Here is a 22,093-nt window from a genome sequence, read left to right as displayed (position 1 = left end):
TGCAGTCAAGCTTCGGAATGAGTCTAGCGACCGCGTATCGATGGCAACGAGCTTGGAAAGACCTGTTGACGTAGCTAGTTGGGCCGGCGCAAGCCGGCCCTTTCTTTTGCTGGCGCTGCTGCGCGCCGCTCCAGCTTCGCCTTGATCCCGTCAAGCACCTGCTGGCCCTGTGCCATGAGCTTGTCGTTGGTCAGCGGCGTGCGGTCTACTCGGCCGCCTGCGGCCTGGCTCTCCAGGTAGGCATCCGCGGAGATCAGCACCCGCCCGCCGCTCTCCGCGAAGCTGTAGCGCAGTTTCATGTGCGGGTCGGTCGAGCTTGGCGAGGCCGCGAGCAGGCGCACCAACTCTGCCCTAGCGCTGTCTCCGAGCGGTTTGCTGCAGATGAGCTGATGCGGGGTGTTCTCCTCGATCACGCCGCCGGTGGACGTGCAGCGCTGCGCGACCTCAAATCGCGCGTCCTCGGTCTTAGCCCCCTCGATTGTCACCTGGGGCGCCTGAGCGGCCAGGGCGGAGAGCGGAGCGACGGCGATAGATACAGCCAGGACGATCCTTTTCATGGCTTGGGTCTCGGTCTAGTGCGGAAATATTACCCGGAATCACCCGCTTTTGGGGCGTAAGTGTGGCCGGCGGCCGCGTCCTGCCGGACTGCATCGGACGACCGGGCCGCGATTGTCGGGGTGGTCTTGACTCCCCGCGCCAGCGTGTCACTCTGAACCAGAGTGGATAGCTGTATCTGCTTGCTTCGCAAGGCGAAGTAGGTCTCCGCAAGGCGGAACCCGCCCGAGCAGTCTCGGGCCATCGAATCTGAATCCAGAACCCGAATCCGAACTCTGAACCCGAATTCCTTGCGCGGTTGCTAACCGCGCGTGTGTCTTCTCGCGTTTCGAGGAATCCCCATGCAGGTTCAAGACCTACCCCCGCTGGTTCACACCGTGGCTGAGGCGGCCAAGTACCGCCTGAAAATGGCCAAGTCCACCGTTTACGAGCACATCAACGCTGGAACCCTGGAAGCAACTCGCATCGGTGGCCGCACATACATCACCGAGCGCGCGTGCAAGGAGTTCGTCGAGCGGCATGAGAAAGCCACGCGTCAGGCGCACTGCTCCCCGCTCTCCGCCGTGCTCAACGATATGCAGAGTAAGGCCGCATGAGGCGCGCGATCGCGAAAGGCGGGAAGGTGATTCCCGCATGGCTAAACGACCACCCTGACCGGATGCTCAACACCGCGGAAGCTGCGGTTTTCACCGGCTACAGCGTCGCGCACATGCGGAAGATGCGATGCGCGAACGCGGGACCGCCGTGGATCGTGCTTCCCACCGGCTACGGCATCCGCTACCGCCTGGGCGACCTGAAAAAGTGGGCTGGCATTACTCAGGAGGCCGCATGAGCAGGCGCGAGAAACGACCCGCAAAGGTCTCATTCGAGGCGCTCAAGCCGATCCTTGCCGCGGTCGACGGACTTGCGAAGTTCAGCGAAGGTCGCCTGATCCTGGAGTGCGCCCTTCGTCAGCTTGATTTCAATATGCCCACTTGGAGCGATGCCGATCAGCTCGCGGCATGTGAATTGCGAGGGCGCATCGAACGCGCAATCAAAGGACTCCCTGCTTGAGCCGCCTTCCGACGTTTGCTGATCTGGACGAGATCCATCGCGGGGAAGAGGCTTGGAAGGTGGTTGCGCCTGTTGATGCGCGTGGATTGCTGACAGGGCACTTCATGCTCCGGCTGCCTAGCCGAAATATGCTCTGGGCGCCTCTCGCTGAATACCGAGAGTTGCGCGGGATCATCCCGCACAGCACCTACCTGTCGCTGCGCGCGTGCAAGAAAGCATTTGAAGCCGAACAGGCCGGCATTGTGGGGCGAGCGTGAGTGAGTCCGCCGATTACATCGAACACGGTTGGGCGCTGTGCCAATTCGCCAGGGGGTCGAAGGGCCAGGGGAACATCGAAGCATGGAACGAGCGCGGCAACGCAATCTGCGACGCCTCTGAGATTGATCCTGCCAAGAACATCGGGCTCCTTCACGCTTGGTCCGGAACTTGCGCGATCGACATTGATGATTTTGTCGAGGCTCGGGACTGGCTCGGGCGCGCGGGCGTCCTCCTAGATGCGCTTCTGTCGGCTGACGACGCCGTACAGATCAAGAGTGGGCGCAATGGCAGGGCAAAGCTGCTGTACCGCGTTCCTCCTGGCGTCGACCCGCTAAGCCTTCCCCATGTTCCGATCTCCGCCCCGACCGGTGGCAAGAAGTGGATTGAGCTCCGGTGCGCAACCAAGTGCGGCACAAAGAGCCTGCAAGACGTGTTGCCGCCATCGATCCACCCCGAAACGAAAAAGCCTTACGAATGGCATGGTGATTGGCGCGAGCTTCCCGAACTTCCTGCGGCTCTGCTTGAGCTTTGGCGCAAACATCAGGAATCGCCGAAGCAGCGTGCCGAGCGGGGCGCCACTGGCCCCGGAGACAGCGCTGAGGTCATGGACGCATACCACCGCCTGCAATCTGCAGGCCTCAAGCCGTACCGCTGCGGCGATGGCTTTCGATCTCATTGCCCGCATCACGGCGGCGAGAGCGGAACAAGCCTTAGCGTTGACGAGTCCAGCGACGGACGTGCCTTGTTCCATTGCTTCGCTGGCTGCACACAGCAAGAAGTGCTAACCGCCTTGAACCAAGTTGCCCCGATGGATCGCGGAATCGCACCGATTTCCAACTTCCAGCAACTCAAGGCAGCAAGCGACGCCAGGAAGGCCGCCAAGGTTGAGCAGCATGGCGGAACCATCCTCCCGCCACTCCCCGATGAACTCCTGAACCTTCCGCATGGCCTGGGGGAGATGCAGCGCTGGGTGTTGAGCTTCATGTCGCACCCGAGTCCTGCAGCCGCTGGCTTCGCGTGCCTGGCGACGCTGGCGCACTTCGCTATGGCGCACGTTGGTGTGGCAAGCCGTGACGGCCTTGGGCTCAATGAGCAGTTCTTGCTGCTGGCGCCGACCGGATTCGGCAAGGAGGCGCTGCGCAAGCCGATCGAGAAAATCGCCAAGGCGCTACCAGACTACCGACCAACCAACGCCGGCAACCTGTGGCCCAGCGGGCTGCCAGAGGTGCAGTTCAGCGCACCCGCGTCACAGCAGGGCCTTCACCGCCTGTTTGAAACGAATCGAGCACAGACGTTCCTGGCCGATGAGTTCGCCGAGTGGCTTGCCCACTCCGCCAACGACAGCCACAAGCAGCAGGCCCTAGGCCACGCCATGCAGGCCTACACGAAGGCCTACAGCACGCTCGCCGTGCCGCACATCGCCAGCCGGGAGCATCCATACACGCCTGTCGAGAACCCGCGAATGCTCGTGTTCGCGACGTCGACCGCGGAGCGACTGCTGGAGTCGATCAACGCCAGCCAAGCCGACAGCGGCGCCTTGAACCGATTTGTGATTCTCGTGGCCGAGCCTGACCGGATCCAGAAGCAGTATGGTATTAAGCCTGGGCTGTTCACCCCTCCCGCTCGTGTCATGGAGCTAATCGCCTGGGTGACCGCTTTGGGCGAGACGATCATTGACCTCAGCCCGGAGTCCGAGGAGTACCACGACCAGCACGACTCGGCTGTTATCGAGGTGCTGGCGCACAGGGATCCGCGGCTGGCGAAGCGGCTAACAGAGCAGGCACTCAAGATTGCCGGCCTGATCGCACTGAGTGAGGGGCGGACGACCATCGACGTGCGCGACCTTGCCACAGCCTTCGCCATTCGCGAGGGCCTGTACCACCGCGCTGCGGCGCTGATCGGATTCGATGGCGCACTGAGTGGTATGCACAGCACGGGGCGCGCGGTCGAACAGATTCGGGCGCTGATGCAGCGCAAGCCCTTCATCTACATATCGCACCTGCATAAGGATTCCAGGCAGTACGGAAAACTGTCTGTCTCTGAGCGGTCAGCGGTGCTCAGCGCGCTTCACTCAGAAGGCGTGGCCCGGAAGGATGGCGGTCGCCTTGTCTCGCTCATTCATGAGCAGGAGGCCGCATGATTTGGGGCGATTTGGGCACCAATTGGGCAGACACTGCCCAAGCGGTCATCAAGCATAAAAACAGGGTTTATCTCTCTCAAATGAGAGTTACTTGGGCATTTCCACACACCCACATACAGGTAGGGGATTCGGCGCGGGGGTGTGTATTGCCCAAATGCCCAAATTGCCCAAATGCCCAAGCGGAAGTAGGTGCTCGATGACGCTTCAGCCGCTCGCGTCAGTGGACGCCTTTGCGCGCTCGTGCTCGCTCGTTTGCTCGCTCATTTCCAGCAAGCGACGAGATGCTACATCTCCGGCGGGGTTGTTCCTTGACCCTAAAATTCAAGCTGTTTCAATGGAATTGCCATGAACGAACCCAGTCAATCCGGTTTTGGTAACGAAAGTGCATCGCCCGCCATCCAGCGGGCGGCGATTGCTCACTCAGCCGCGCCTGGCCCCGTGGACCGCCTGTCCTTCCTGCGCTCTACGGCACCGGTGCGCGCGACTCGCGACAGCACGCTGGTCCCGCTCAATCTGGAAGAGGGCGCCGTCGCCCCGCACGCGCAGATGCTTGAGTTCGGCGAGTGGGAGGACCCAGAGGGGATGGCCGCGGATGCAGACGTAACCGTCATGCGTGACATCCACGGCAAGGCGCTGGCCTACATGACTGTCATCTTGGGCACGATCAAGCAGGTGCGCGACGACGACGACCCGAGCCTCAACGACGCCGGGCGCCTCAAGGTGCTGGCGAAGGTGGTTGAGCCCAAGCTGGAATCGTTCGCGGTCGAGGTGGGTAAGGAGTTCAAGCGCATTGACGAGTCGATCGCGCAGGAGCGAGCCGCGATCGTCCAGGAGGTGCGGCCCACTGACCCCTACGATATCGCGATGCAGGCAGAGATCCGGAGTCACTTCGCAGCCCTGCCCGACAACAAGCGCAACGCAGAGATGACCAAAGTGCTGCTGGGCCAGGACCTGGACACCGCGACCCTGCAGGCGCTCGCCCTTGCGCCGGCCTACCTATCCAACCTGCTGCCCTCGCAACACGAGCGCGCACACGCTGCGCTCGCCAAGCGCCTGGCCCCTGAGCGGGTGAAGCGCATCGAAGCGCTACAGGCGAGCAAGCAGCGCGCAGGCAAGGCACTGGGTGCGCTGGACAAGTATGCCAATCAGCTCATCGACTTCAAGAAGGCGCGCGGCCTCATCGAGCGCGAGAACAAGCGGAGTGGGGCATGAGCGCCGACACCGACGCCATCCTGGAAGCGCTAGCCGCGTCTGCGGATAGGCGGGGTCGGGTTGTTTTCATGCGCACCCCCGAAGGTGGGGTTTCGCTTGAGGTGAAGGGCCCAACCCCCCGAGAGCTGGATGCGATGCTGACGTTGTGCCAGTGGCTAACGGGTGACTAACCCCTTCGCCCTCGACATCTCGAGGTTCGTGGCGAAGGCCAAGGCCGCGCCCGAACTGGTCGTGCGCAAGGTGGCGCTTGACCTGCTGACCGGCGTCGTCATGAAAACCCCGGTCGGCAAGCCGGAGAGGTGGAAGAGCAAGCCGCCGCCCGGCTACGTCGGCGGCCGCGCTCGCGGATCCTGGGTGCTCGGCATCGACACGCCGGCGACTACTACGACCGTAGTCGACAAGGACGGCAATTCCACCATCCTGCGCGGCCTGGCTGCGATGGGGCAATGGGGCGCCGATAAACCGTTCTACATCACGAGCAATCTCCCCTACATCCGTCGCCTGGAATACGAAGGTTGGAGTCAGCAAGCCCCCGCGGGCATGGTCCGAATCACCCTCGTCGAGTTCCAGTCCTACATCGACAAGGCAGTCAAGACGCTGCCCAAGTGAGATCAATTCAATGGCAAAGCTGAGCCTCAACCCTTCGCCGACGTTCGATCAGGTCGTCAAGATCCCCGTCCCCGCCGGCGAAGCACCGGTCAAGTGCACGTTCAAGCACCGCGGCCGTAAGGAGCTGCAAGTCTTCCTCGAAGACATCAAGGGGATGACCACCGAGGAAGTGGTGCGCGCGGTCGTGCTGGGCTGGGACTTGGATGACGCGTTCACGCCCGAGAACGTCGAGCGCCTGTGCAACGAGTATCCGGGCGCTGGGGCTGCGATCTTCAACACATACATCGTCGAGGCATCGGGCGCGCGCAAGGGAAACTGAAACGCGTCGCGCGGGCGATCTACGCCGAGCAGCCCACCGACGCGGAACTCCGAATGCTTGGCCTGGAGTGGGAGGACCTGCCCGACGATGAGTGCGAGGTCTGGCCGGACAACGAACTGGCCGCGCTCGTCTTCATTCGCATGGTGACGCAGTGGCAGGTAGGGCCGGCGGGACCTGTGGGGCTGAAGTACGAATCACTGCCTGTAGTGATGAAAATCCTGCAGGTGCCGCAAGACGAGGAATTAGACGTGTTGGACTGCATCCGAGTCATGGAGGCAGAGGTAATCAAGATGTTTGGAGAGCGCCGTGAGTGATATCGCCCAACTCGGAATCAAGGTCGCCACGCAAGGCGTGGTTGAGGCCAATCGCCAGCTAGATCAGCTCGACAGCAACGCTGGCAAAGCCGAGCGTAGCGTCCACGCGCTCGGCGCGTCGGCGGCTAAGTGGCTGAGCGGCGGCATCGCTTTGGGCATCACGGCGCTCTCCGCGGCGACGGCCAAGTATGTGCAGAACACGATCGCCGCGGAGAAGGTTCAGGCGCAGCTAGAGGCGCGCTTGAAGTCGACCGCGGGCGTCGCCGGTCTGACACTGGAAATGCTCAACAAGCAGGCGGGTGCGCTCCAGGACGTGAGCATCTTCGATGACGAGTCCATCGGCGAGGCGCAGGCCCTGCTGCTGACGTTCACCAAGATCGGGAGCGACGTATTCCCGCGCGCTACTGAGGCCGTGCTCGACATGAGTACGGCGTTGGGCTCGGATCTCAAGAGTGCCGCGCTCCAGGTTGGCAAGGCGCTGAATGACCCCGTGCTTGGTGTCACGGCACTTTCGCGCGCTGGCGTTCAGTTCTCCGAATCCCAGAAAGAGACGATCAAGAAGCTTGTCGACACTAATCGCGTTGCCGAGGCTCAGGTAATCGTGCTCAAGGAGCTCGAAACCCAGATGGGCGGCGCCGCCCGAGCCGCGCGCGACACACTGGGTGGCGCTGTCGAAGGCCTCAAGAACGCCTTTGACAACCTGCTGGAAGGCGACGCTGGCGAGGGTGGCGTGGTCGGCACCCGCGAGGCTATCGAGAGCCTTACCGCCACGCTGAACGACCCGGGCATCAAGCGGGGCGTGGATGCGACGGCAAACGGCATGATTACGATTGCCAACGCCGCGGTGCAGCTCATTGCCAAGCTGGGCGAGGCTGGGTCTGCGCTGGCGGAGTTCTTTGCATCGAATGAACGCAAGGGCGACATTAGCCTCAAGAACCGCCGCACTGACCTGGAAACTCGGCTGTTCCGAGCCCAGCGCCAGCAGACGACGTTCTTCGGCCGCGCTGCGGGAATCTTCGGCGATGATCCGGCTGATCTAAAAAAAGAGATCGGCGACATCGATCGCATCCTGGCGCAGCGCGAGTCTGCCCGCCTGTTTGACGACGTGCGCAGCGGCGTGTCGGGGCAGATTCGGGGCAAGGGAGCCGCCACCGCCTCGGACGATGACGAGAAGCCCAAGAAGCGCGCGGCGGCGGTCAAGGAACTCAGTGCGGCCGAGAAAGCACTGCAAGACATCATGCAGGTCAACGCCCTTATCGATGAAGAGGCGGCTGACTCTGCCCGCTCCCTGTTCTTCGAGCGCCAGGCTGCCGCCGAGAAGGCCGCGGAGGAAGCCAAGCAGCGGATGGAGTTCAACACCTCGCTCGTGACCGATATGCAGTTCGAGCTGAGCCTGTTGACGATGACGAACGAGGAGCGCGCGAAGGCGATTGCGCTGCGCCGCCTGGAGGCTGGCGCCACTGAAGAACAGCGCAAGGCCGTCGCGAATCTGGCAGTGAGCCTGGAGCAGGCAAACGAGCGCAAGCAAGAGGTCGACCGCATCAAGGCCGATCTTTCCGAGCTGTTCGTGGATGTCATTACGGGTGCTAAGTCCGCTACCGATGGCATCAAGGAGTTCTTTGACACGCTGGCAAGACGACAACTGCAGCGGATCGCCAACAAGTGGATTGACCGCCTTGTTGATGGCTTGTTCAGCGGTGGCGATGGTGGCGGGAGCCTGCCTGGCTTCTCCTCCGGGGGCTACACCGGCGACGGCGGCAAGTACGAGCCCGCTGGCATCGTGCATAAGGGCGAGTATGTGCTTGACGCGGACACGACGCGAATGCTCGGTCGTGGATACCTGGACCGCCTGAGTTCCGGCGGTACGCCTGAAAGCTCGCAGCCCAAGCGGGTCAATCAGCATCTGACGCAGACATTCATCGTACAGGGCACCCCTGATCGTCGCACACGTGAACAGCTTGCGCGTGAGGCCGGGCGCGAAGCTCGCCGCGGAATGGCGAGGAGCGGCTAATGGCAAGCCGCTGCAAGGTCTGCAACCACCCTGAGCGCGACGTGATTGAGCAGCTCCTGGCGAACAACACGAGCGCGCAGGGGCTCGGCGGCGTGCAGACGATTGCGGCCCGCTTCGGGCTCAAGCGCGCGTCTGCACAGCGCCACCTCAAAAATCACATGAAGCAGGAGCAGGTCGCGCGCCTGCGTCACGGCATTCCTGACAATATCGAGATCAACATTGAGGAGATCACGCGGCAGGAGGGCGAGGGGGCAGTGCTAGGCCTCAAGCGGCTTCGGCTGGAGCTCCAGGAGCTTGCCGCTCGGGCCGACAAAGTGGGCGACCTACAGAGCGGAATTCGAGCGCGCCAGGCGCAGCAAAGAGTCTACGAGGAGCAGGCCAAGCTCGGCGCCATGTACCCCGGGCGCAAGCAGGTGACGAACAACAACCTCGTGATTGCGGACGGCCGCGAGCTGTTCCTGATCGTGGATCGCGTTCTGTCTGTGGCCCCGGACGTGGCGAGTGCACGCAAGATGCTGGCGCAAGAGTTCCGGGCGGCTGCGCTGCCAAAGCCGGCCGAGGTAGCAAGTGAGCAGTAAGCGAGCACGCGCCTATATCGCCGAGAGTTGGCGGCATGACCCTGCGCAGATGATGCGAGATGCCGGCTTTGAACCTGACCCCCATCAGTTGCGGTTGCTCGAAAGCCAGGAGCAGAACGAGCTGGTCCTGTGGCCGCGGCAGCAGGGGAAGTCTCGCGCTATTGCTACTAGGGTGCTTCACTGCGCGTACTTCACGCCGGGAGATATTGTGATTCTCGCTGGCGAGAAGCAGAAACAGGCCCGCGAGGTGTTTGATCGAGCCTGCGACATGCATAACACACTACGAGAGCTTGGTGACGTTCCCGAGTTCAACATTGTTGGCGATGAGGCAACCCTGGAAAACAAATCGCGCATTCTGGCTTTGCCCTCCACAGTCGAGTCGATTCGTGGCTACTCAGCCAAGCTAGCCGTCGTTGATGAGGCAGCGTTCACTGAAGATGGGACGCTTAAGAAGGTGACTCCCATGCTAAGCATGACGAATGGTCGCCTGATCGCCTCTAGCACTCCTAATGGCGCAGCCGGTTGGTTCCATGACGCATGGCATGGTCAAGCTGTCGTCGACGACGATGACGACGAACCGCTCGACTGGTTTCGCCACATGGTCACAGTCGATCAGATTCTCGCTTACGAGAAGCCGAGGCTCACGCGCAAGGAGCTCAAGCGCCAGCGGCTGGCGATGACTCCGATTGAGTACCGCCAGGAGTGGCTGCTTGAGTGGTTGGATGGCGAGCAACAGTTCTTCCCAACCGAAGTCATCAAGGGCGCCGTGCGCGACGACATCATTCCTCTGTTTAAGCGTCTGGAGACGGCGTGAGCAACTTTGTCAACTTCGAGAAGCGGTTCTTCGCCGGGATCGACATCGGCCAGGTGAATGACTGGACTGCCATTTCGATCATCGAGCGGATTCGGGCTGTGCCGGCGCTCAAGGAGCTGCACCACGCATTCCACCAACAAGCGATAGATGATGCTAAGCGGATTCCTACTAGACTCGATCTTGTGCACCTGGAGCGCATCCCATTGGGGACGCTGTACCCGAAACAAGTAGACATCATCTTGTCGCTTCTGCGGCAACCGTTGCTTGGCGAAGTCGAGACGTACGTCGATCTGACCGGAGTCGGCCGCGGACCCTACGACATGCTCAAGACGGCCAAGCTTCGGCGCCTCAAGGGAATCATGATTACTGGTGCCCAGGGGGCTGCCACACGGCAGCCCTATGGCTGGAGCGTGGGCAAGGCCGAGCTGGTCAATAACGTCCAGATCGAGATGCAGTCGGGGCGACTTTGCTATTCGAGCGGGCTTGACCTGGCGAAGATGTTTGAAAAGGAGCTGATGGACTTCAGGGCCTCAGTCAACTCCGGCACTCATCGCATGACATTCAACGCGCGCGAGGGCGAGAACGACGATCTCGTGCTCTCCGTCTCCTATGCGGTGTTCGGCGCCCTGCGTCCGGCACCTGCTACTAGCATTCCCGTGGAGTTCGTTAAATGAACGAGATCAGCGACTACAAACACCCTCTGTACTTGAAGTTTGCTCCGCTCTGGCAGCGCGTACGCGACGCGTGCGAGGGCCAGGAGGCGGTGAAGGCGCGCGGTGAGACGTACCTGCCAAGCCCGGACGAATCGGAGGAGGACAGGAAGCGCTATAAGCGATACCTGGAGCGCGCGACGTACTACAACGCAACCGGCCGCACTCTATCCGGCCTGGTTGGGATTGCGTTCGCCACGTGGCCCAAAATCGAGACGACGGATGCAGAACTGCTCGGCGACGCTGACGGCTCTGGCGTTGGGCTCATAAACCAGTCACAGACAACGCTTTCCGACGTGCTGCAAACGGGGCGCGCAGGAATCCTGGTCGACTACACGGCCAGCAATGCGCTTCGCAGCGAGGCCAGGACGATTGCCGCAGCGCGTGCCGCTGGATCGCGCCCGTGGATAATCAACTATTCCGCAGAGCAGATCCTGGACTGGGAACACAGTGGGGCATCTCTGAAGAGGGTTGTTCTGCAGGAGTGCAAGGAGGAGCGCTCGGGGGGTGAGGTCAAGCCGCTGAGCCAGCTTCGCGAGCTGGAGATGGTCGACGGCTCTTGTGTGATTCGCGTATGGGTGCAGCACACGCCCAAAGGCAAGTTCCTTTTGGACTTGGAAGTTGCGACAAAGCTCCCGTTCATTCCCTTCGCGTTCGTTGGCGCCATCAACAACGACAGCCTTCCGGATCTTCCGCCGCTGATGGACTTGGCGGACCTGAATCTGGCGCACTGGCGAAACTCAGCGGACTTCGAGGAGAGCGCGTTTCTACATGGGCAGGCGCAGCTCGTCATCACTGGGGCAACCGAGGAATGGCGGCAGGCGAACGGGGGCGGGATCAAGTTCGGCGCGCGCAGCGCGATCGTGCTTGATTCCGGCGCGGACGCGAAACTGCTGCAGGTCGCCCCGAACACGATGGCTCAGATGGCGATGAAGGACAAAGAGGAAAAGATGCAGGCGCTGGGGGCGAGGCTTGTCACCCCCACCCGAGCCGCCATAACGGCCACGCAGAGCGCGTCTGAAACGAAGGCCGCCTATAGTCCGCTGTCGCTCGCTTGCGACAACGTGAGCGACGCCTACACCAAAGCACTGCGATGGGCGTCTGCGTGGATCGGGCGCGAGGTAAAAGACTCGTTTTCGATTGACACGCGATTCAACGACCTGGCTCTGGACGCTAATGCGATCCGCGAGACGGTCGCTGCCTGGCAGGCGGGGATCGTGCCCAAGTCCGACGCGATCGCTGTATTGCAGCGCCTGGGCGCCATCGATGAGGGCAAGACCGTGGAGCAAGTCTCCGCGGAGATCGAGTCAGAAGGCCCGCCGCTCAACCTGGACGAGGCCGCGTGATGCTGATCGTTGAAGATGGCACCGGCCTGCCTGATGCCGAGAGCTATGCCAGCGCGGCCACCGCGAGCTCGCACTTCGCCAAGCGAGGGGTCGACGCCTGGGGCGAACTGAGCGAGGACGCCAAGGACGCGGCGCTGCGGAACGCGACCGACTACATGGAGGCTGTGTTCGGCCTCCTGTGGCGCAGCGTGCGCAAGACTGAGGAGCAGGCGCTGAGTTGGCCGCGGGTCGGCTGGGGCGGCGTTCCTGAGCCGGTCATCCGCGCCTGCTGCGAACTGGCGCTCAAGGCGTCGACTGGCCCGCTACTGCCGGACCAGGCCGCACAGGTCAAGCAAGAGACCGTGGGCCCAATCACGGTGGTGTATCAAGATGGAGCACGGCAAGGCACGTACTACGCGTATGTGAACGAGATGCTTCGTCCGTTGCTTCGATCGGCCGACTCGCTAGATGTCGTGAGGGCCTAATCATGCCTGCGCTCATCAACGAGAGTATCCGTCTGCAGGTGCTGCTGGAACGAGTCAAGGCCGGCGAGGACCAGAAGGTCGACGAGTTCCTGCGCTCAGTTGACCGTGACCTGCGGGAACGCCTAACGCGGGCTGACGTGTCGCCAGGCCAGCGCAGCCGAATCGAGGCGCTGCTGCGCGAGGTTCGTAGCTCGCTGTCGGTGCTGTACGACCGGCAAAGCTCCGCCTACCTGGGCCGGCTGGAGGAACTTGGGCAGCTCGTTGCCGACACAGAGGGCAAGAGCGTAGCCGCGGCCCTGGAAGGCGTCCGCGTCGAGACGCCAAGCCCTGAAGTCCTGCGGGTGGCCGTGAACAGCACGCCGCTAAGCGTGCGGGGCGCTGGCGGCGGCATGCTGCTGGACTCGTTCGTCTCCAAGTGGGGCGAGGCTGACGTCGGGCGAATTGAGGGCGTCATTCGCCGAGGCTACTTCGAGGGCCGGACCACGGATCAGATCGTGCGTGACCTGCGAGGCACCAAGGCCGCCAACTACGCAGACGGCGAGCTCGCTGTAAGTCGCCGGCACGCGCGGACGGTCGTGCACACGTCGGTGCAGCACATGGCGTCCGTGGCGCGCATGGAGACGATGAAGGCCAATAGCGACATCCTGGAGGGGTATCGCTGGGTTTCCACACTGGACGGCAAGACGAGCGAAATCTGCCAATCACTCGATGGCCGCGTGTTCCAGTTCGGCGAGGGGCCGGTCCCGCCGGCACACCCCAACTGCCGATCCACGATCGTGCCGGTGACGAAGAGCTTCCGCTCCCTGGGGCTCGATGTAGACGAGATGCCGCCGAGCACGCGCGCGAGCGAGGACGGCCAGGTCTCGGGCAGCTTGACCTACTTCCAGTGGCTCAAGACCCAGCCGGCCGACTTCGTGGACGAGGCCCTGGGGCCGACCCGGGCCGCCGTGTTCCTCAGGGGCGGGATCAGCGCCGACGAGTTCGCTGCGCTACAGCTCGGCAAGAACTTCCAGCCGCTCACAATCGAACAGATGCGGCAGGCCGCGCCCAAGGTGTTCGCGCAAGCCGGTGTGTAGCCAAAGCGATACACCGAAAAGTGAATAGGAGTTCGTGTCGAGCTAGTCAGTCTCGGCTGTTATCGTTCAAATCATTGATTTTACTGGTCGGCACGGAGAACGGAATCGTCGCCGGCGACACCGCGCCGCCGGAGATGATGAAGCTCATCGCCTGGTCCACGCTCCAGTCGGTCGGGGTGATCTTCTCGACCGGCACGATTTCCAGATAACCCGAGGTCGGGTTGGGCGTGGTCGGCACGTACACCGCGGCCAGCTCGCGTCCGCTGCCTTCTTCGCGCATGACCTTGGTGACGAAACCGATCGACTTCATCTCGGTATGCGGGAAGTCGACCAGCACCACGCGCTGGGTGCCGTCGGGCTTGGTCTGCAGGATGTCGAGCAACTGCCGCGCGCTGCCGTAGATGGTGCTGGCCAGCGGGATGCGCCGGATCAGCGATTCGAACCAGCGCAGCAGGGTCTGGCCGACCACGCGCCGGGCCATCGCGCCGGACAGCAGGATCACCGCGACGGTGGCGACCAGCGCCAGGGCCGTCTGTACCCAAGCGGCGCCGAGCCAACCCAGCGCCTGCGGATGGGCGAGCGCCAAGTCCTGCAACAGCGGCCCGATCAGCGGCCGGCTGATGTCGGACAGCAGCACGAACACGAACTTGACCACGACCCAGGTCAGCCAGATCGGCAACAGGGTCAGCAGGCCGGTGAGGAACAGGCGTTGCAGGTTGGGCGGGCGCATGGCGCGGATTGTAGGCGAGCGCGGCGGCGTCGGGAGGTGCGCGGCGGTGCGGGCCTTGGCCGATGCGGGTCCAGAAGCGTCGCGCTCGGGCTTCCCTCTGTAGGAGCGGCGCAAGCCGCGACCGCGGGGTCGCAAGCTCGCGCCGTATGCGTGGTGTCGCGGTCGCGGCTCGCGCCGCTCCTACAGGGAGGGCTGCGGCCAAAAACAAAGCCCTCCGCGAGGGAGGGCTCGATGGCATCGCCGGCGCCGCCGCGCCTCAGCGCTCGCGCACCAACCGGAAGCCGACATCGTCGTAACCGCGCCCCGAAGTCAGCGGCCGCTGCGCCTGCGCGCTGCGCCAGGAGTTGCCGCCGACCTGGCGCTGCTGGCAGTTGCGCCCGCAATCGGCCGACCACATCGACAGCGAACGCCCGCCGTTGACCGGCATGCGCTGCGCTTCCTCGGCGGTCGGCAGGCGGTAGCGGCGGCCGGTCTGCTGGCTGTACCACTGCGCATAGGCTTCCGCGTCGGTGACCGACACGCACACCACCGGCTCGGATTCGGTCTGGCCGAAGCCGGGTTCCTTCCAGTCCTTCGGCGACAGCACGCGCAGCAGCGACACGCGTTCGCGGCACAGCGCCGGCGCGCGCTGGCTGGCGCTGGCGAAGCGGGCGTATTCGCCGCGGCTGACCGGGCGCGGGTTGAAGCTGACCGCCACGCTCGCCGCCGGCGCATTCGCGGCGCTGGCGACGACCGTGCCGCGCGCGACCGTGCCGTCGCCGGCGATGCCGCGCGCCTGCGCGACCAGCTTGGTCGAGACGGTGCGCGGCAACGCGAATTCGTCGGCCAGCGCGATGACCTTGCCGGCGTCGCCGCCGTCGCCGCGGCGCGCGGCCTGATCCAGCCGCGCCTGCAAGGCCTGCGCGGCCTTTTCGCGCAGCGCGCGCTGCGCCGGCGAGTCGGCGGTGCCGGTCTGCTGGCCCAGCGCGGTGGCGTTGACCAAGTGCTGGCGCGCCTGCGGGTCGCGGCCTTCGCGCAGGTCGCGCGCGAGCGCGTCGCCGAAGGCCTGGGTGAGTTCGTCGACCACCACCGCCACTTCCGGATTGGTGCTGTCCAGATGCCAGGCGGTCAGAAGGCTGTTGTAGGCGTTGGCGTCGGCCGGCGCGGCCAGACGGCCTTCGGCGATGTAGCCGCGCGCGGCCTGCAGCGAATCCTGCAGCGGCGCCTGCGGCAGCGGCGCCATCATCGCCTGGGTCGGGTCCGGTGCGGCCGGCGCCGCGGCCGCAGCGCTGGCCGCGGGCTTGGGTTCGACCCGGAAGAAACCGTCCTTCTCGACCCGGTTGAGGCCGAAGCCGACCGCGACCACGCCGACCGCGGCCACCGCCAGCCCGGCCCAGGCCGGGGTGGCCCAGCGCTTGAGCGGGCGCAGCGTGGCCAGGGCCCGGCCGAAGCCGCTCATCTGCCCGCGGTGCTTGATCTCGTCGACCGCCGCGGCCATCTCGGCGGCGTTTTCGAAGCGCTGGTCCGGCTGCTTGGCCAGGGCGCGGTTCATGAAGCGCTGCCAGTGCTTGAGCGGCGGCGAGATCTTCGGAATCGGGTCCTGCGCGTGCATCACCGCCATCGACAGCGCGTCGGGCGCTTCGAACGGCAGCCGGCCGGTCAGCATTTCCCAGATCAGCACGCCGAGGCTGTACAGGTCGGCGCGGCCGTCGACTTCCTCGCCGCGCGCCTGCTCCGGCGCCATGTACGCGGTGCTGCCGACGGCCAGCCCGGTCGCGGTCATGCGCGCGCCGAAGCCGCGCCGCAGGGCGATGCCGAAGTCGGCCAGCAGCGGCCGTTCGCTGTTGTCGAACAGCACGTTCTCGGCCTTGACGTCGCGGTGCACGACGCCGCGGGCGTGGGCGTATTCCAGCGCCGCCAGCAACGGCTCGACGATCGCGATGACGTCGGCCTCGCCGCGCGCGAAGCCCTGCTCGATGCGCTTGCCCAGATGGCCGCGCGGCAGGTACGGCATGGCGTAGTAGGGCAGGCCGTCGCGGGTGCGGCCGACCTCGTGGATGCTGACGACGTGCGGATGCTCGAGCCGCGCGATGGTGCGCACTTCGTTCTCGAAGCGGCGCCGGCTGACCTCGTCGGCCAGCGCGTGCGGCAGCATGATCTTGATCGCGACTTCGCGCCCCAACGCGCTTTGCTCGCCCAGGTAAACCGTGGACGAGCCGCCGTGGTTGATGATCTCGCGCAGTCGGTAGCCGGAGATTTCCGGCATCGGCGCGCGATAGGCATCGCTTGGAATTGTGTGGTTGGACATTCGCGGCCCCGTGTCGCGACTGCGCAGCATAACGCCGCAGCAGTGCCCGCGTGACGACTAGTGTGGCTTTTAAGTGCCCGCGTTTACAAGCCTGAGCAGGGCCCAGGCATGGTTTTTGACAGTGCTTCCATACCGCAGCGGCGCGGAAGGAATGGCGACGCGGGTCTCAAAGCCGCAGCGGCGCGGCCGTCCGCGCTCAGCGGTCGCGCTTGCGCCGCACGTACAGCTGTTTGCGGACTTTGGCGACGACTTCGCCGCTGGCGTCGAGGACGTCGGTGTCGAACCAGCGCAGGTACTTGTCGCCGCCGGCGGTGGCCGCGCGCAGTTCCTCGAGGATGTCGTCGTCCAGATCGAACTGCGCGCGCACCGTGCCGCGGCCGGGTTTGACGAATTCGATCGCGCCGGCGCGGTCCCAGACGATGTAGTCGCGGCCCAGCGCCTGCATCGCCAGCAGCATCCAGAACGGGTCGGTCATCGCGAACAGGCTGCCGCCGAAGTGGGTGCCGACGTAGTTGCGGTTCCACGGGCGCATGCGCAGTTCGACCGTGGCGTGGCGGTAGTCCGCGGCGATCCGGGTCACGTGGATCCCGGAAAACAGGAACGGCGGCCACAGATTCAGGCCGATTCGCAGGGTGTTGGCTTTCATGCGCGCGGGGGTGGGGAAGGGCGCGGCCAGTCTGCCATACGGATGCGTATTGTTGAAGCGGGCCAGGTGGCGGGCGCGCAACCCGGCGCGTCCGCCATTCCCCGTCCCCTTATCGCCTTTGTTCCCTGGCTCCGGGAATCAGAACAGCAGCGCCGACATCTTGCGCCGGTACACCCCGACCAGATCCTCGTCCGCGACGACCCGGAACGCATCGATCAGCGCCTTGCGCGGCAAGCCTTCCTGGAACGCGCGGTCGCGGCGCAGCAGTTCGATCAACTGCTCCAGCCCGGCCTGGTCCTGGCCGGCGGCGATCAGGCGCGCGCCGAGCAGGTAGCGCGCCTGGGCGTCGTCCGGAGTCGCGGCCAGGGTCGCTTCCAGGGTCGCGGCCGGCGGCGCGTCGCGCACCACCTTGAGGAAGCCGAGCTTGGCGCGGGCGCGCACGCTGCGGTCGTCGGTCGCCAGGTTCGCCGGCAGCGCGTCGAGCAGCTGCTCCGACTCGGCTTCCGCGCCGGTGGCGAGCAGGGCCAGGGCGAGGTCGAGCTTGAGTTCGGGCTTGTCGGGCTGCTCGGCGCTTTCGCGGCGCAGGCGCACGACTTCGGCGTGCGGGTCGACCGGCGCGGCTTCGGCCGGGGCCTCCTCGGCGGCCGGCGCGGCCGGCTCGATGCCGTGCTGCTTGAGGAATTCGCGCACCACGCTTTCCGGCAGCGCCTCGGCGAAACCGTCGACGAGCTGGCCGTCCTTCATCAGGAACACGGTCGGGATCGAGCGGATCTGGAACGCGGCGCCGAGCTGCTGCTCGGCCTCGACGTCGACCTTGGCCAGCACGAACGCGCCGTTGTACTCGCCGGCGAGCTTTTCCAGGATCGGGCCGAGGGTCTTGCACGGCTGGCACCACTCGGCCCAGAAGTCGATCAGGACCGGCACTTGCAGCGACTTTTGCAGCACGTCCTGCTGGAAGCGCTCGGCGGTGGCGTCGAATACGTGGGGAGAGGCGGCAGTGGCGGTCATCGGCGGGCTCATGGATGCGAAAGCGGATTCGTCCGAAGTGGGGACGCAGGCGGCGCGAGGCAAGCGCGCCGCAAGCCGCGCACGCTAGCATGTCGCGATGAAGGCCTCATCCCAGTCCGCCGCGGCGGCGCGCCGCGCCCATCGATCTTCCTTCGTCGTCGCCCTGGCCGCCGCGTTGTGCTGCGTGGCCGCGCTGCTCGGCTTCGGCGCGGCGCTCGACGGTTATTCGCATTGGCGGCATCCGCCCGGCCTGCTCGGCGCGCACGGCATCGAGCGCGCGCTGGCGTTCAACCTGCTGGGTTACATCGGCCCGGGGCTGGCGCTGGCGTGGGTGGCGTGGACGCTGATCGAGGCCGCGCGCGGGCAGCGCGCGACGGCGCGGATCGGCGCCTGGCTGTGGCTGTGGTCGGCGTTGGCGTGGGCGGCGCAGGGCGTGGCCACGCTCGATCCGCAGGACCTCGACGCGCAGGCCAGCCGCCTGCACGCGTTGGCGTGGATGCTGTGGTGGCTGGCGTTCGCGCCCGGCGCGGCGTTGCTGGCGTATGCGTCGCTGGCGGCGCCGGCATGGCGACGCTTCGGCGCGATCGCGCTGTTCGCCGCGGCGGTGGTGGCGCTGGCGGTGCTGGCCGCGGACTGGCGGCTGGTGCCGGGCGCACCGGCGCAGCGGGTGGCGTTGCTGGCGTGGTTGGCGGCGTATCTGGCCGCGGCGCGCGTGGCACGAGGCTAGAAGGGCTGGAAGCGAGCGCAGCGAAGTCAGCGAAAGCGGCTTGCGCTTTTGCCCGCTCCTCGCTTCTGCACGCACGCTTCTGCCCCTATGGCGCCGGCGCCGCAGCAAGGTCAGTCGGAATCGGCGCCTGCCGCGGGCGCACCCGCGGCGGACCTTGCTGCGGCAACGGCATGGAACGATCGCTCAGCGCGCGGGCCCGTCCTGGCTTGGAGTCGCGCCTGCGGCGGCGCGGAGCGGCGGGGTCATCGGCGAAATCCTTTTCTCGGATGGACGCGTTGCGAAAGGCGCGCTTTGCGAGGGCGGGCCCGGAAATCCCGGGCGTTGCGCAGCGCGCGTTGCGGATCGAAGCGGCGCGTACGGGGGAGGCGGCGGACGCGAGCCGGGACCGGTTATGGCACGAGCCCGCGGCGGTCGCCGTGACCGGGCTCACGCGGCGGGCGCCGGTGTCGGCGCAGGCGGCACGCGATTGCTGGAACTGGGATCGGGGGTGTGAAGCCGGTGTGCAGTCGCAGCGGCTGCGTGCGGCGATGGGTGGTGTCGGTTCCCACGCTCGCCATCCTTGCGACGGCGTGGGTCCAGAGACTTCAGGGCGGTGTCGCGATGAAGCCTTGGGTTCGCGCTTTCGCGGGAACGACGGTAGATGGGTTCGCCGCGCCCCTCTCAAGTCGTCATCCCCGCGAAGGCGGGGATCCGGAGACTTCAGGGCGGTGTTGCGATGAAGCCCTGGGTTCCCGCTGTCGCGGGAACGACGGAAGGTGGGCTCGCCACGTCTCTCCCAAATCGTCATCCCCGCGAAGGCGGGGATCCAGAGACTTCAGCGTTATGCCTGGATGAACCCCTGGATTCCCGCGTTCGCGGGAATGACGATCGTGAGAGCGGCGATGCGTTTGTGGTCCGACTCGGTTCGCGGTCCCGACGCGCGAAGACGCCGCGCAAACGAAAAACCCCGGCCGCCTGCGCGACCGGGGTTCGCATCGGACCCGACGACGCCGAACGCGTTTACAGCGCTTGCTTGTACACCGCGCCGTCCTTCATCACGAACGCCACGTCCAGCACCGTCTTGATGTCGGCGATCGGATCGCCCTTGACCGCGACGATGTCGGCGCGCTTGCCGGTCTCGATCGTGCCCTGGTCCTCGACGCCGAGCACTTCGGCCGCGCGGATCGTCGCCGCCTGCAAGGCCACCGCCGCCGGGATGCCGGCTTCGACCATGTAGACGAACTCGCGCGCGTTGTCGCCGTGCGGGCCGACGCCCATGTCGGTGCCGAACGCGATCTTGACCCCGTTCTTGTAGGCGTTGGCCGCGGTCTGCTGGATCATCGCGCCGATCCGCGCCGCCTTCGGCCGCACCACGTCGGGGAAATAGCCGTCGATCTTGGCCTTGTCGGCGACGAAGCGGCCGGCGTAGATGGTCGGGACGTACCAGGTGCCGCGCTGCTTCATCAGCGCCATGACCTCCGGGCTCATGTAGGTGCCGTGCTCGATGCTGGTGACGCCGCCGAGCACCGCGCGCTTCATGCCTTCCTCGCCGTGCGCATGCGCGGCGACGCGATAGCCGTAGTCCTTGGCGGTGTCGACGATGGCCTTGACCTCCTCGATGGTGAACTGCGGCGCGTCGCCGGACTTGGCGTACGACAGCACGCCGCCGGTGGCGGTGATCTTGATGACGTCGCTGCCTTCCTTGTAGCGCTGGCGCACCGCCTGGCGGGCGTCGTCGATGGAATTGATCACGCCCTCGGTCGGGCCGGGCGGGCCGATCAGGTGCGACAGCGCGTCGTTCATGCCGTTGGTGGGATCGGCGTGGCCGCCGGTGGTGGCGATGGACTTGCCCGCCGCCCAGATGCGCGGGCCGCTGACCAGGCCCTGGTTGATCGCATCGCGCAGGTGCGGGCTGACTTCGCCGCCGAGGTCGCGCACGCTGGTGAAGCCGGCCATCAAGGTCTTGTTGGCGTAGCCGACCGCGCGGAACGCGAAGTCGACCGGGTCGAGGCGGAAGCCTTCGGAATAGCTTTGCGCGCTGGACTGTCCGCCCAGGTGCACGTGCAGGTCGGTCCAGCCCGGCGTGCAGGTGTGCTGCGACAGATCGACCGCGCGCGCGCCGGCGACGTCGTTGAGGCCGGCCTGGACGTCGGCGATCTTGCCGTCGCGCACGGTCACCGTATGCGGGCCGAGCAGCTTGCCGCTGCGCGCGTCGAACAGTTTGCCGCAGCGCAGCGCGGTGGGTTCGGCCGGCGCCGGCGCGGCCTGCGCGGGCGCGGCGAGCGCGCAGGAAATCGCGGCGACGGCGAGGGCGAGCGGTACGGCGGCGTGCGGTCGGGTCATGGTCGGTTCCGGCGTTGGCGGGCGGACGCCCGGAGCGGCGAGGCGTCGTCCGTGCCGCGTCGCGCGAGGAGGGTGTGCAGCGGTGCGGCGGCGTCGCGCAGTTCCCCCTGTCGCGGCCGCCGGGCCGGGCCAGCATGCAAGCCGCGCACCGCGCCGGTCAACGTGACCAATGCACTAGACGCGTCCCGCCGCCGCTGCGGCTCGCCGTCCGTCCGAGCCTGCTTGCCGCCGTCGCGGCGCGCGCTCAGGCTCAGCGCTTCGCCGCGCGGATGCGGCTTTCGAGGGGAAGGGACATGCGCGACAAAACGATCTTGGCCGCTGCGCTGCTGATGTTGGCGATCTGCGGCGCGGCGATGGCGGAAGGCCAGGGCAACAGCGGCACCGACCGCAGCAACAAGCCCAAATCGGCGGCGGTCTGCGGTGCCGGCGAGCTGGCGGTCGCCGCCGCGCAGAGCGACGGCCGGATCGTGTGGACCTGCGTGCCGGTCGAAGCCGCGCGCTGAGCCGCCGCACGCTGGCGTAGGGTTTGCGCGCGGCGTCGCGACACCTGCTGCGATCAACGCCGAGGTTGCGAATCCTTAACCGGTTTGGCCAAAAAAACGCCACCGCCCGCGCGATCGCACTTGCCAGCCCGGCGCCCCTTGCGCATGGTGGGCCCCGGCAGGATTCCGTACGGACCGGGGTTTCCACTGCCTTCGCCACCACATTGCCGGTTCGCCCAGCGAGTCGAACCACCCATGAAGAAATCGCACACCTTCGCGGCCTTGGCCGCCGCCGGCCTGTTGGCTTTCGCCGCCCACGCCGCCGCCGACATCTTCAAGCCGATCCCGCAGCCGTGCCCGAGCGGCAAGGTCGAGAAGCTGCTGTACGACAAGAGCGGGCGCCCGGTCGGGCGCGTTTGCGTCTGAAGCCGG

25 protein-coding genes are annotated in these 22,093 nt (G+C 65.7%); 19 read left to right on the top strand and 6 right to left on the bottom strand.

Going from position 1 to position 22,093, the window contains the following annotated elements:
* Window positions 1-74: 74 nt before the first annotated feature.
* Window positions 75-557, bottom strand: a complete 483-nt coding sequence (locus tag JHW38_RS08055; protein ID WP_207525445.1) for a hypothetical protein — start codon at window positions 555-557, stop codon at window positions 75-77.
* 339 nt (window positions 558-896) lie between these two features.
* Here JHW38_RS08055 and JHW38_RS08050 point away from each other — a divergent pair, with 339 nt between their 5' ends.
* The 16 genes from JHW38_RS08050 to JHW38_RS07975 all read left to right on the top strand — a co-directional run bounded on the left by JHW38_RS08050 (window position 897) and on the right by JHW38_RS07975 (window position 13,459).
* Window positions 897-1,151: a helix-turn-helix domain-containing protein gene (locus JHW38_RS08050; protein ID WP_207525444.1), complete on the top strand. Its 255-nt coding sequence runs from the start codon at window positions 897-899 to the stop codon at window positions 1,149-1,151.
* The gene (locus JHW38_RS08045) at window positions 1,148-1,387 is read left to right on the top strand and encodes a hypothetical protein (RefSeq protein WP_207525443.1); all 240 of its coding nucleotides are present in this window, start codon (window positions 1,148-1,150) and stop codon (window positions 1,385-1,387) included. Before JHW38_RS08050 ends, JHW38_RS08045 begins: the two co-directional genes overlap by 4 nt.
* Window positions 1,384-1,608, top strand: coding sequence for a hypothetical protein (locus tag JHW38_RS08040; RefSeq protein ID WP_207525442.1), 225 nt, complete (start codon window positions 1,384-1,386; stop codon window positions 1,606-1,608). The genes JHW38_RS08045 and JHW38_RS08040 overlap by 4 nt, the downstream gene beginning before the upstream one ends.
* Window positions 1,605-1,865, top strand: a complete 261-nt coding sequence (locus JHW38_RS08035) for a hypothetical protein (protein ID WP_207525441.1) — start codon at window positions 1,605-1,607, stop codon at window positions 1,863-1,865. The genes JHW38_RS08040 and JHW38_RS08035 overlap by 4 nt, the downstream gene beginning before the upstream one ends.
* Window positions 1,862-4,006 carry a bifunctional DNA primase/polymerase gene (locus tag JHW38_RS08030; protein ID WP_207525440.1) on the top strand — a complete coding sequence of 715 codons (2,145 nt, stop codon included), beginning with the start codon at window positions 1,862-1,864 and terminating at the stop codon, window positions 4,004-4,006. Before JHW38_RS08035 ends, JHW38_RS08030 begins: the two co-directional genes overlap by 4 nt.
* A 345-nt stretch (window positions 4,007-4,351) precedes the next feature.
* Complete coding sequence (locus JHW38_RS08025) at window positions 4,352-5,218, top strand: hypothetical protein (RefSeq protein WP_207525439.1); 867 nt, start codon at window positions 4,352-4,354, stop codon at window positions 5,216-5,218.
* Window positions 5,219-5,380: 162 nt separating this feature from the next.
* Window positions 5,381-5,827 carry a hypothetical protein gene (locus JHW38_RS08020; protein ID WP_207525438.1) on the top strand — a complete coding sequence of 149 codons (447 nt, stop codon included), beginning with the start codon at window positions 5,381-5,383 and terminating at the stop codon, window positions 5,825-5,827.
* Between the two features lie 10 nt (window positions 5,828-5,837).
* On the top strand, window positions 5,838-6,146 hold the full coding sequence (locus tag JHW38_RS08015; protein ID WP_207525437.1) for a phage tail assembly chaperone: 309 nt from the start codon (window positions 5,838-5,840) through the stop codon (window positions 6,144-6,146).
* A gap of 53 nt (window positions 6,147-6,199) precedes the next feature.
* On the top strand, window positions 6,200-6,460 hold the full coding sequence (locus tag JHW38_RS08010; RefSeq protein ID WP_207525436.1) for a DUF1799 domain-containing protein: 261 nt from the start codon (window positions 6,200-6,202) through the stop codon (window positions 6,458-6,460).
* Entirely contained in the window at window positions 6,453-8,471 is a 2,019-nt protein-coding gene (locus JHW38_RS08005; protein WP_207525435.1) for a phage tail length tape measure family protein, read from the top strand. The genes JHW38_RS08010 and JHW38_RS08005 overlap by 8 nt, the downstream gene beginning before the upstream one ends.
* The gene (locus JHW38_RS08000; RefSeq protein ID WP_207525434.1) at window positions 8,471-9,049 is read left to right on the top strand and encodes a hypothetical protein; all 579 of its coding nucleotides are present in this window, start codon (window positions 8,471-8,473) and stop codon (window positions 9,047-9,049) included. The genes JHW38_RS08005 and JHW38_RS08000 overlap by 1 nt, the downstream gene beginning before the upstream one ends.
* Window positions 9,039-9,863: a terminase large subunit domain-containing protein gene (locus tag JHW38_RS07995; protein ID WP_207525433.1), complete on the top strand. Its 825-nt coding sequence runs from the start codon at window positions 9,039-9,041 to the stop codon at window positions 9,861-9,863. Before JHW38_RS08000 ends, JHW38_RS07995 begins: the two co-directional genes overlap by 11 nt.
* Entirely contained in the window at window positions 9,860-10,537 is a 678-nt protein-coding gene (locus JHW38_RS07990) for a hypothetical protein (RefSeq protein ID WP_207525432.1), read from the top strand. Before JHW38_RS07995 ends, JHW38_RS07990 begins: the two co-directional genes overlap by 4 nt.
* The gene (locus tag JHW38_RS07985) at window positions 10,534-11,919 is read left to right on the top strand and encodes a DUF4055 domain-containing protein (protein ID WP_207525431.1); all 1,386 of its coding nucleotides are present in this window, start codon (window positions 10,534-10,536) and stop codon (window positions 11,917-11,919) included. The genes JHW38_RS07990 and JHW38_RS07985 overlap by 4 nt, the downstream gene beginning before the upstream one ends.
* Window positions 11,919-12,383 (top strand): DnaT-like ssDNA-binding protein, encoded by a 465-nt coding sequence (locus tag JHW38_RS07980; RefSeq protein ID WP_207525430.1) that lies wholly within the window; start codon window positions 11,919-11,921, stop codon window positions 12,381-12,383. The genes JHW38_RS07985 and JHW38_RS07980 overlap by 1 nt, the downstream gene beginning before the upstream one ends.
* A gap of 2 nt (window positions 12,384-12,385) precedes the next feature.
* A complete protein-coding gene (locus JHW38_RS07975) occupies window positions 12,386-13,459 on the top strand; it encodes a minor capsid protein (protein ID WP_207525429.1) in 1,074 nt (357 codons plus the stop codon).
* A 46-nt stretch (window positions 13,460-13,505) separates the two neighbouring features.
* On the opposite strand, the gene JHW38_RS07970 is transcribed toward JHW38_RS07975, so the two are convergent.
* From JHW38_RS07970 to JHW38_RS07955, 4 genes are all read right to left on the bottom strand, one after another.
* The gene (locus JHW38_RS07970) at window positions 13,506-14,189 is read right to left on the bottom strand and encodes a DUF502 domain-containing protein (protein WP_207525428.1); all 684 of its coding nucleotides are present in this window, start codon (window positions 14,187-14,189) and stop codon (window positions 13,506-13,508) included.
* A 256-nt stretch (window positions 14,190-14,445) separates the two neighbouring features.
* Window positions 14,446-16,476, bottom strand: a complete 2,031-nt coding sequence (locus JHW38_RS07965; protein WP_207525427.1) for a bifunctional serine/threonine-protein kinase/formylglycine-generating enzyme family protein — start codon at window positions 16,474-16,476, stop codon at window positions 14,446-14,448.
* Between the two features lie 196 nt (window positions 16,477-16,672).
* Window positions 16,673-17,122 carry a DUF4442 domain-containing protein gene (locus tag JHW38_RS07960; RefSeq protein WP_207525426.1) on the bottom strand — a complete coding sequence of 150 codons (450 nt, stop codon included), beginning with the start codon at window positions 17,120-17,122 and terminating at the stop codon, window positions 16,673-16,675.
* 138 nt (window positions 17,123-17,260) lie between these two features.
* On the bottom strand, window positions 17,261-18,130 hold the full coding sequence (locus JHW38_RS07955; protein WP_207525425.1) for a tetratricopeptide repeat protein: 870 nt from the start codon (window positions 18,128-18,130) through the stop codon (window positions 17,261-17,263).
* A gap of 97 nt (window positions 18,131-18,227) precedes the next feature.
* On the opposite strand from JHW38_RS07955, the gene JHW38_RS07950 reads away from it, so the two are divergent.
* Window positions 18,228-18,857, top strand: a complete 630-nt coding sequence (locus JHW38_RS07950; RefSeq protein WP_207525424.1) for a DUF998 domain-containing protein — start codon at window positions 18,228-18,230, stop codon at window positions 18,855-18,857.
* A gap of 999 nt (window positions 18,858-19,856) precedes the next feature.
* On the opposite strand, the gene JHW38_RS07945 is transcribed toward JHW38_RS07950, so the two are convergent.
* Entirely contained in the window at window positions 19,857-21,179 is a 1,323-nt protein-coding gene (locus JHW38_RS07945) for a metal-dependent hydrolase family protein (RefSeq protein ID WP_207525423.1), read from the bottom strand.
* A 293-nt stretch (window positions 21,180-21,472) separates the two neighbouring features.
* Between JHW38_RS07945 and JHW38_RS07940 the strand changes: the two genes are divergently transcribed.
* Entirely contained in the window at window positions 21,473-21,682 is a 210-nt protein-coding gene (locus tag JHW38_RS07940) for a hypothetical protein (RefSeq protein ID WP_207525422.1), read from the top strand.
* Window positions 21,683-21,916: 234 nt separating this feature from the next.
* Window positions 21,917-22,087 carry a hypothetical protein gene (locus JHW38_RS07935; protein WP_207525421.1) on the top strand — a complete coding sequence of 57 codons (171 nt, stop codon included), beginning with the start codon at window positions 21,917-21,919 and terminating at the stop codon, window positions 22,085-22,087.
* Window positions 22,088-22,093 lie beyond the last annotated feature (6 nt).

The sequence above is a fragment of the Lysobacter enzymogenes genome (assembly GCF_017355525.1).
Taxonomy (GTDB): Bacteria; Pseudomonadota; Gammaproteobacteria; order Xanthomonadales; family Xanthomonadaceae; genus Lysobacter; species Lysobacter enzymogenes_C.
The sequence above is the reverse complement of the archived record's forward strand: the minus strand, read 5'-3'. Positions and strand labels throughout refer to the sequence as shown.

Excerpts from the sequence above, each read along its gene's own strand:
- JHW38_RS08055 (WP_207525445.1), bottom strand. The coding sequence starts at position 557 with ATGAAAAGGATCGTCCTGGCTGTATCTATCGCCGTCGCTCCGCTCTCC.
- JHW38_RS08050 (WP_207525444.1), top strand. The coding sequence starts at position 897 with ATGCAGGTTCAAGACCTACCCCCGCTGGTTCACACCGTGGCTGAGGCG.
- JHW38_RS08045 (WP_207525443.1), top strand. The coding sequence starts at position 1,148 with ATGAGGCGCGCGATCGCGAAAGGCGGGAAGGTGATTCCCGCATGGCTA.
- JHW38_RS08040 (WP_207525442.1), top strand. The coding sequence starts at position 1,384 with ATGAGCAGGCGCGAGAAACGACCCGCAAAGGTCTCATTCGAGGCGCTC.
- JHW38_RS08025 (WP_207525439.1), top strand. The coding sequence starts at position 4,352 with ATGAACGAACCCAGTCAATCCGGTTTTGGTAACGAAAGTGCATCGCCC.
- JHW38_RS08015 (WP_207525437.1), top strand. The coding sequence starts at position 5,838 with ATGGCAAAGCTGAGCCTCAACCCTTCGCCGACGTTCGATCAGGTCGTC.
- JHW38_RS08010 (WP_207525436.1), top strand. The coding sequence starts at position 6,200 with ATGCTTGGCCTGGAGTGGGAGGACCTGCCCGACGATGAGTGCGAGGTC.
- JHW38_RS08000 (WP_207525434.1), top strand. The coding sequence starts at position 8,471 with ATGGCAAGCCGCTGCAAGGTCTGCAACCACCCTGAGCGCGACGTGATT.
- JHW38_RS07985 (WP_207525431.1), top strand. The coding sequence starts at position 10,534 with ATGAACGAGATCAGCGACTACAAACACCCTCTGTACTTGAAGTTTGCT.
- JHW38_RS07980 (WP_207525430.1), top strand. The coding sequence starts at position 11,919 with ATGCTGATCGTTGAAGATGGCACCGGCCTGCCTGATGCCGAGAGCTAT.
- JHW38_RS07975 (WP_207525429.1), top strand. The coding sequence starts at position 12,386 with ATGCCTGCGCTCATCAACGAGAGTATCCGTCTGCAGGTGCTGCTGGAA.
- JHW38_RS07970 (WP_207525428.1), bottom strand. The coding sequence starts at position 14,189 with ATGCGCCCGCCCAACCTGCAACGCCTGTTCCTCACCGGCCTGCTGACC.
- JHW38_RS07965 (WP_207525427.1), bottom strand. The coding sequence starts at position 16,476 with ATGTCCAACCACACAATTCCAAGCGATGCCTATCGCGCGCCGATGCCG.
- JHW38_RS07960 (WP_207525426.1), bottom strand. The coding sequence starts at position 17,122 with ATGAAAGCCAACACCCTGCGAATCGGCCTGAATCTGTGGCCGCCGTTC.
- JHW38_RS07955 (WP_207525425.1), bottom strand. The coding sequence starts at position 18,130 with ATGACCGCCACTGCCGCCTCTCCCCACGTATTCGACGCCACCGCCGAG.
- JHW38_RS07950 (WP_207525424.1), top strand. The coding sequence starts at position 18,228 with ATGAAGGCCTCATCCCAGTCCGCCGCGGCGGCGCGCCGCGCCCATCGA.
- JHW38_RS07945 (WP_207525423.1), bottom strand. The coding sequence starts at position 21,179 with ATGACCCGACCGCACGCCGCCGTACCGCTCGCCCTCGCCGTCGCCGCG.
- JHW38_RS07940 (WP_207525422.1), top strand. The coding sequence starts at position 21,473 with ATGCGCGACAAAACGATCTTGGCCGCTGCGCTGCTGATGTTGGCGATC.
- JHW38_RS07935 (WP_207525421.1), top strand. The coding sequence starts at position 21,917 with ATGAAGAAATCGCACACCTTCGCGGCCTTGGCCGCCGCCGGCCTGTTG.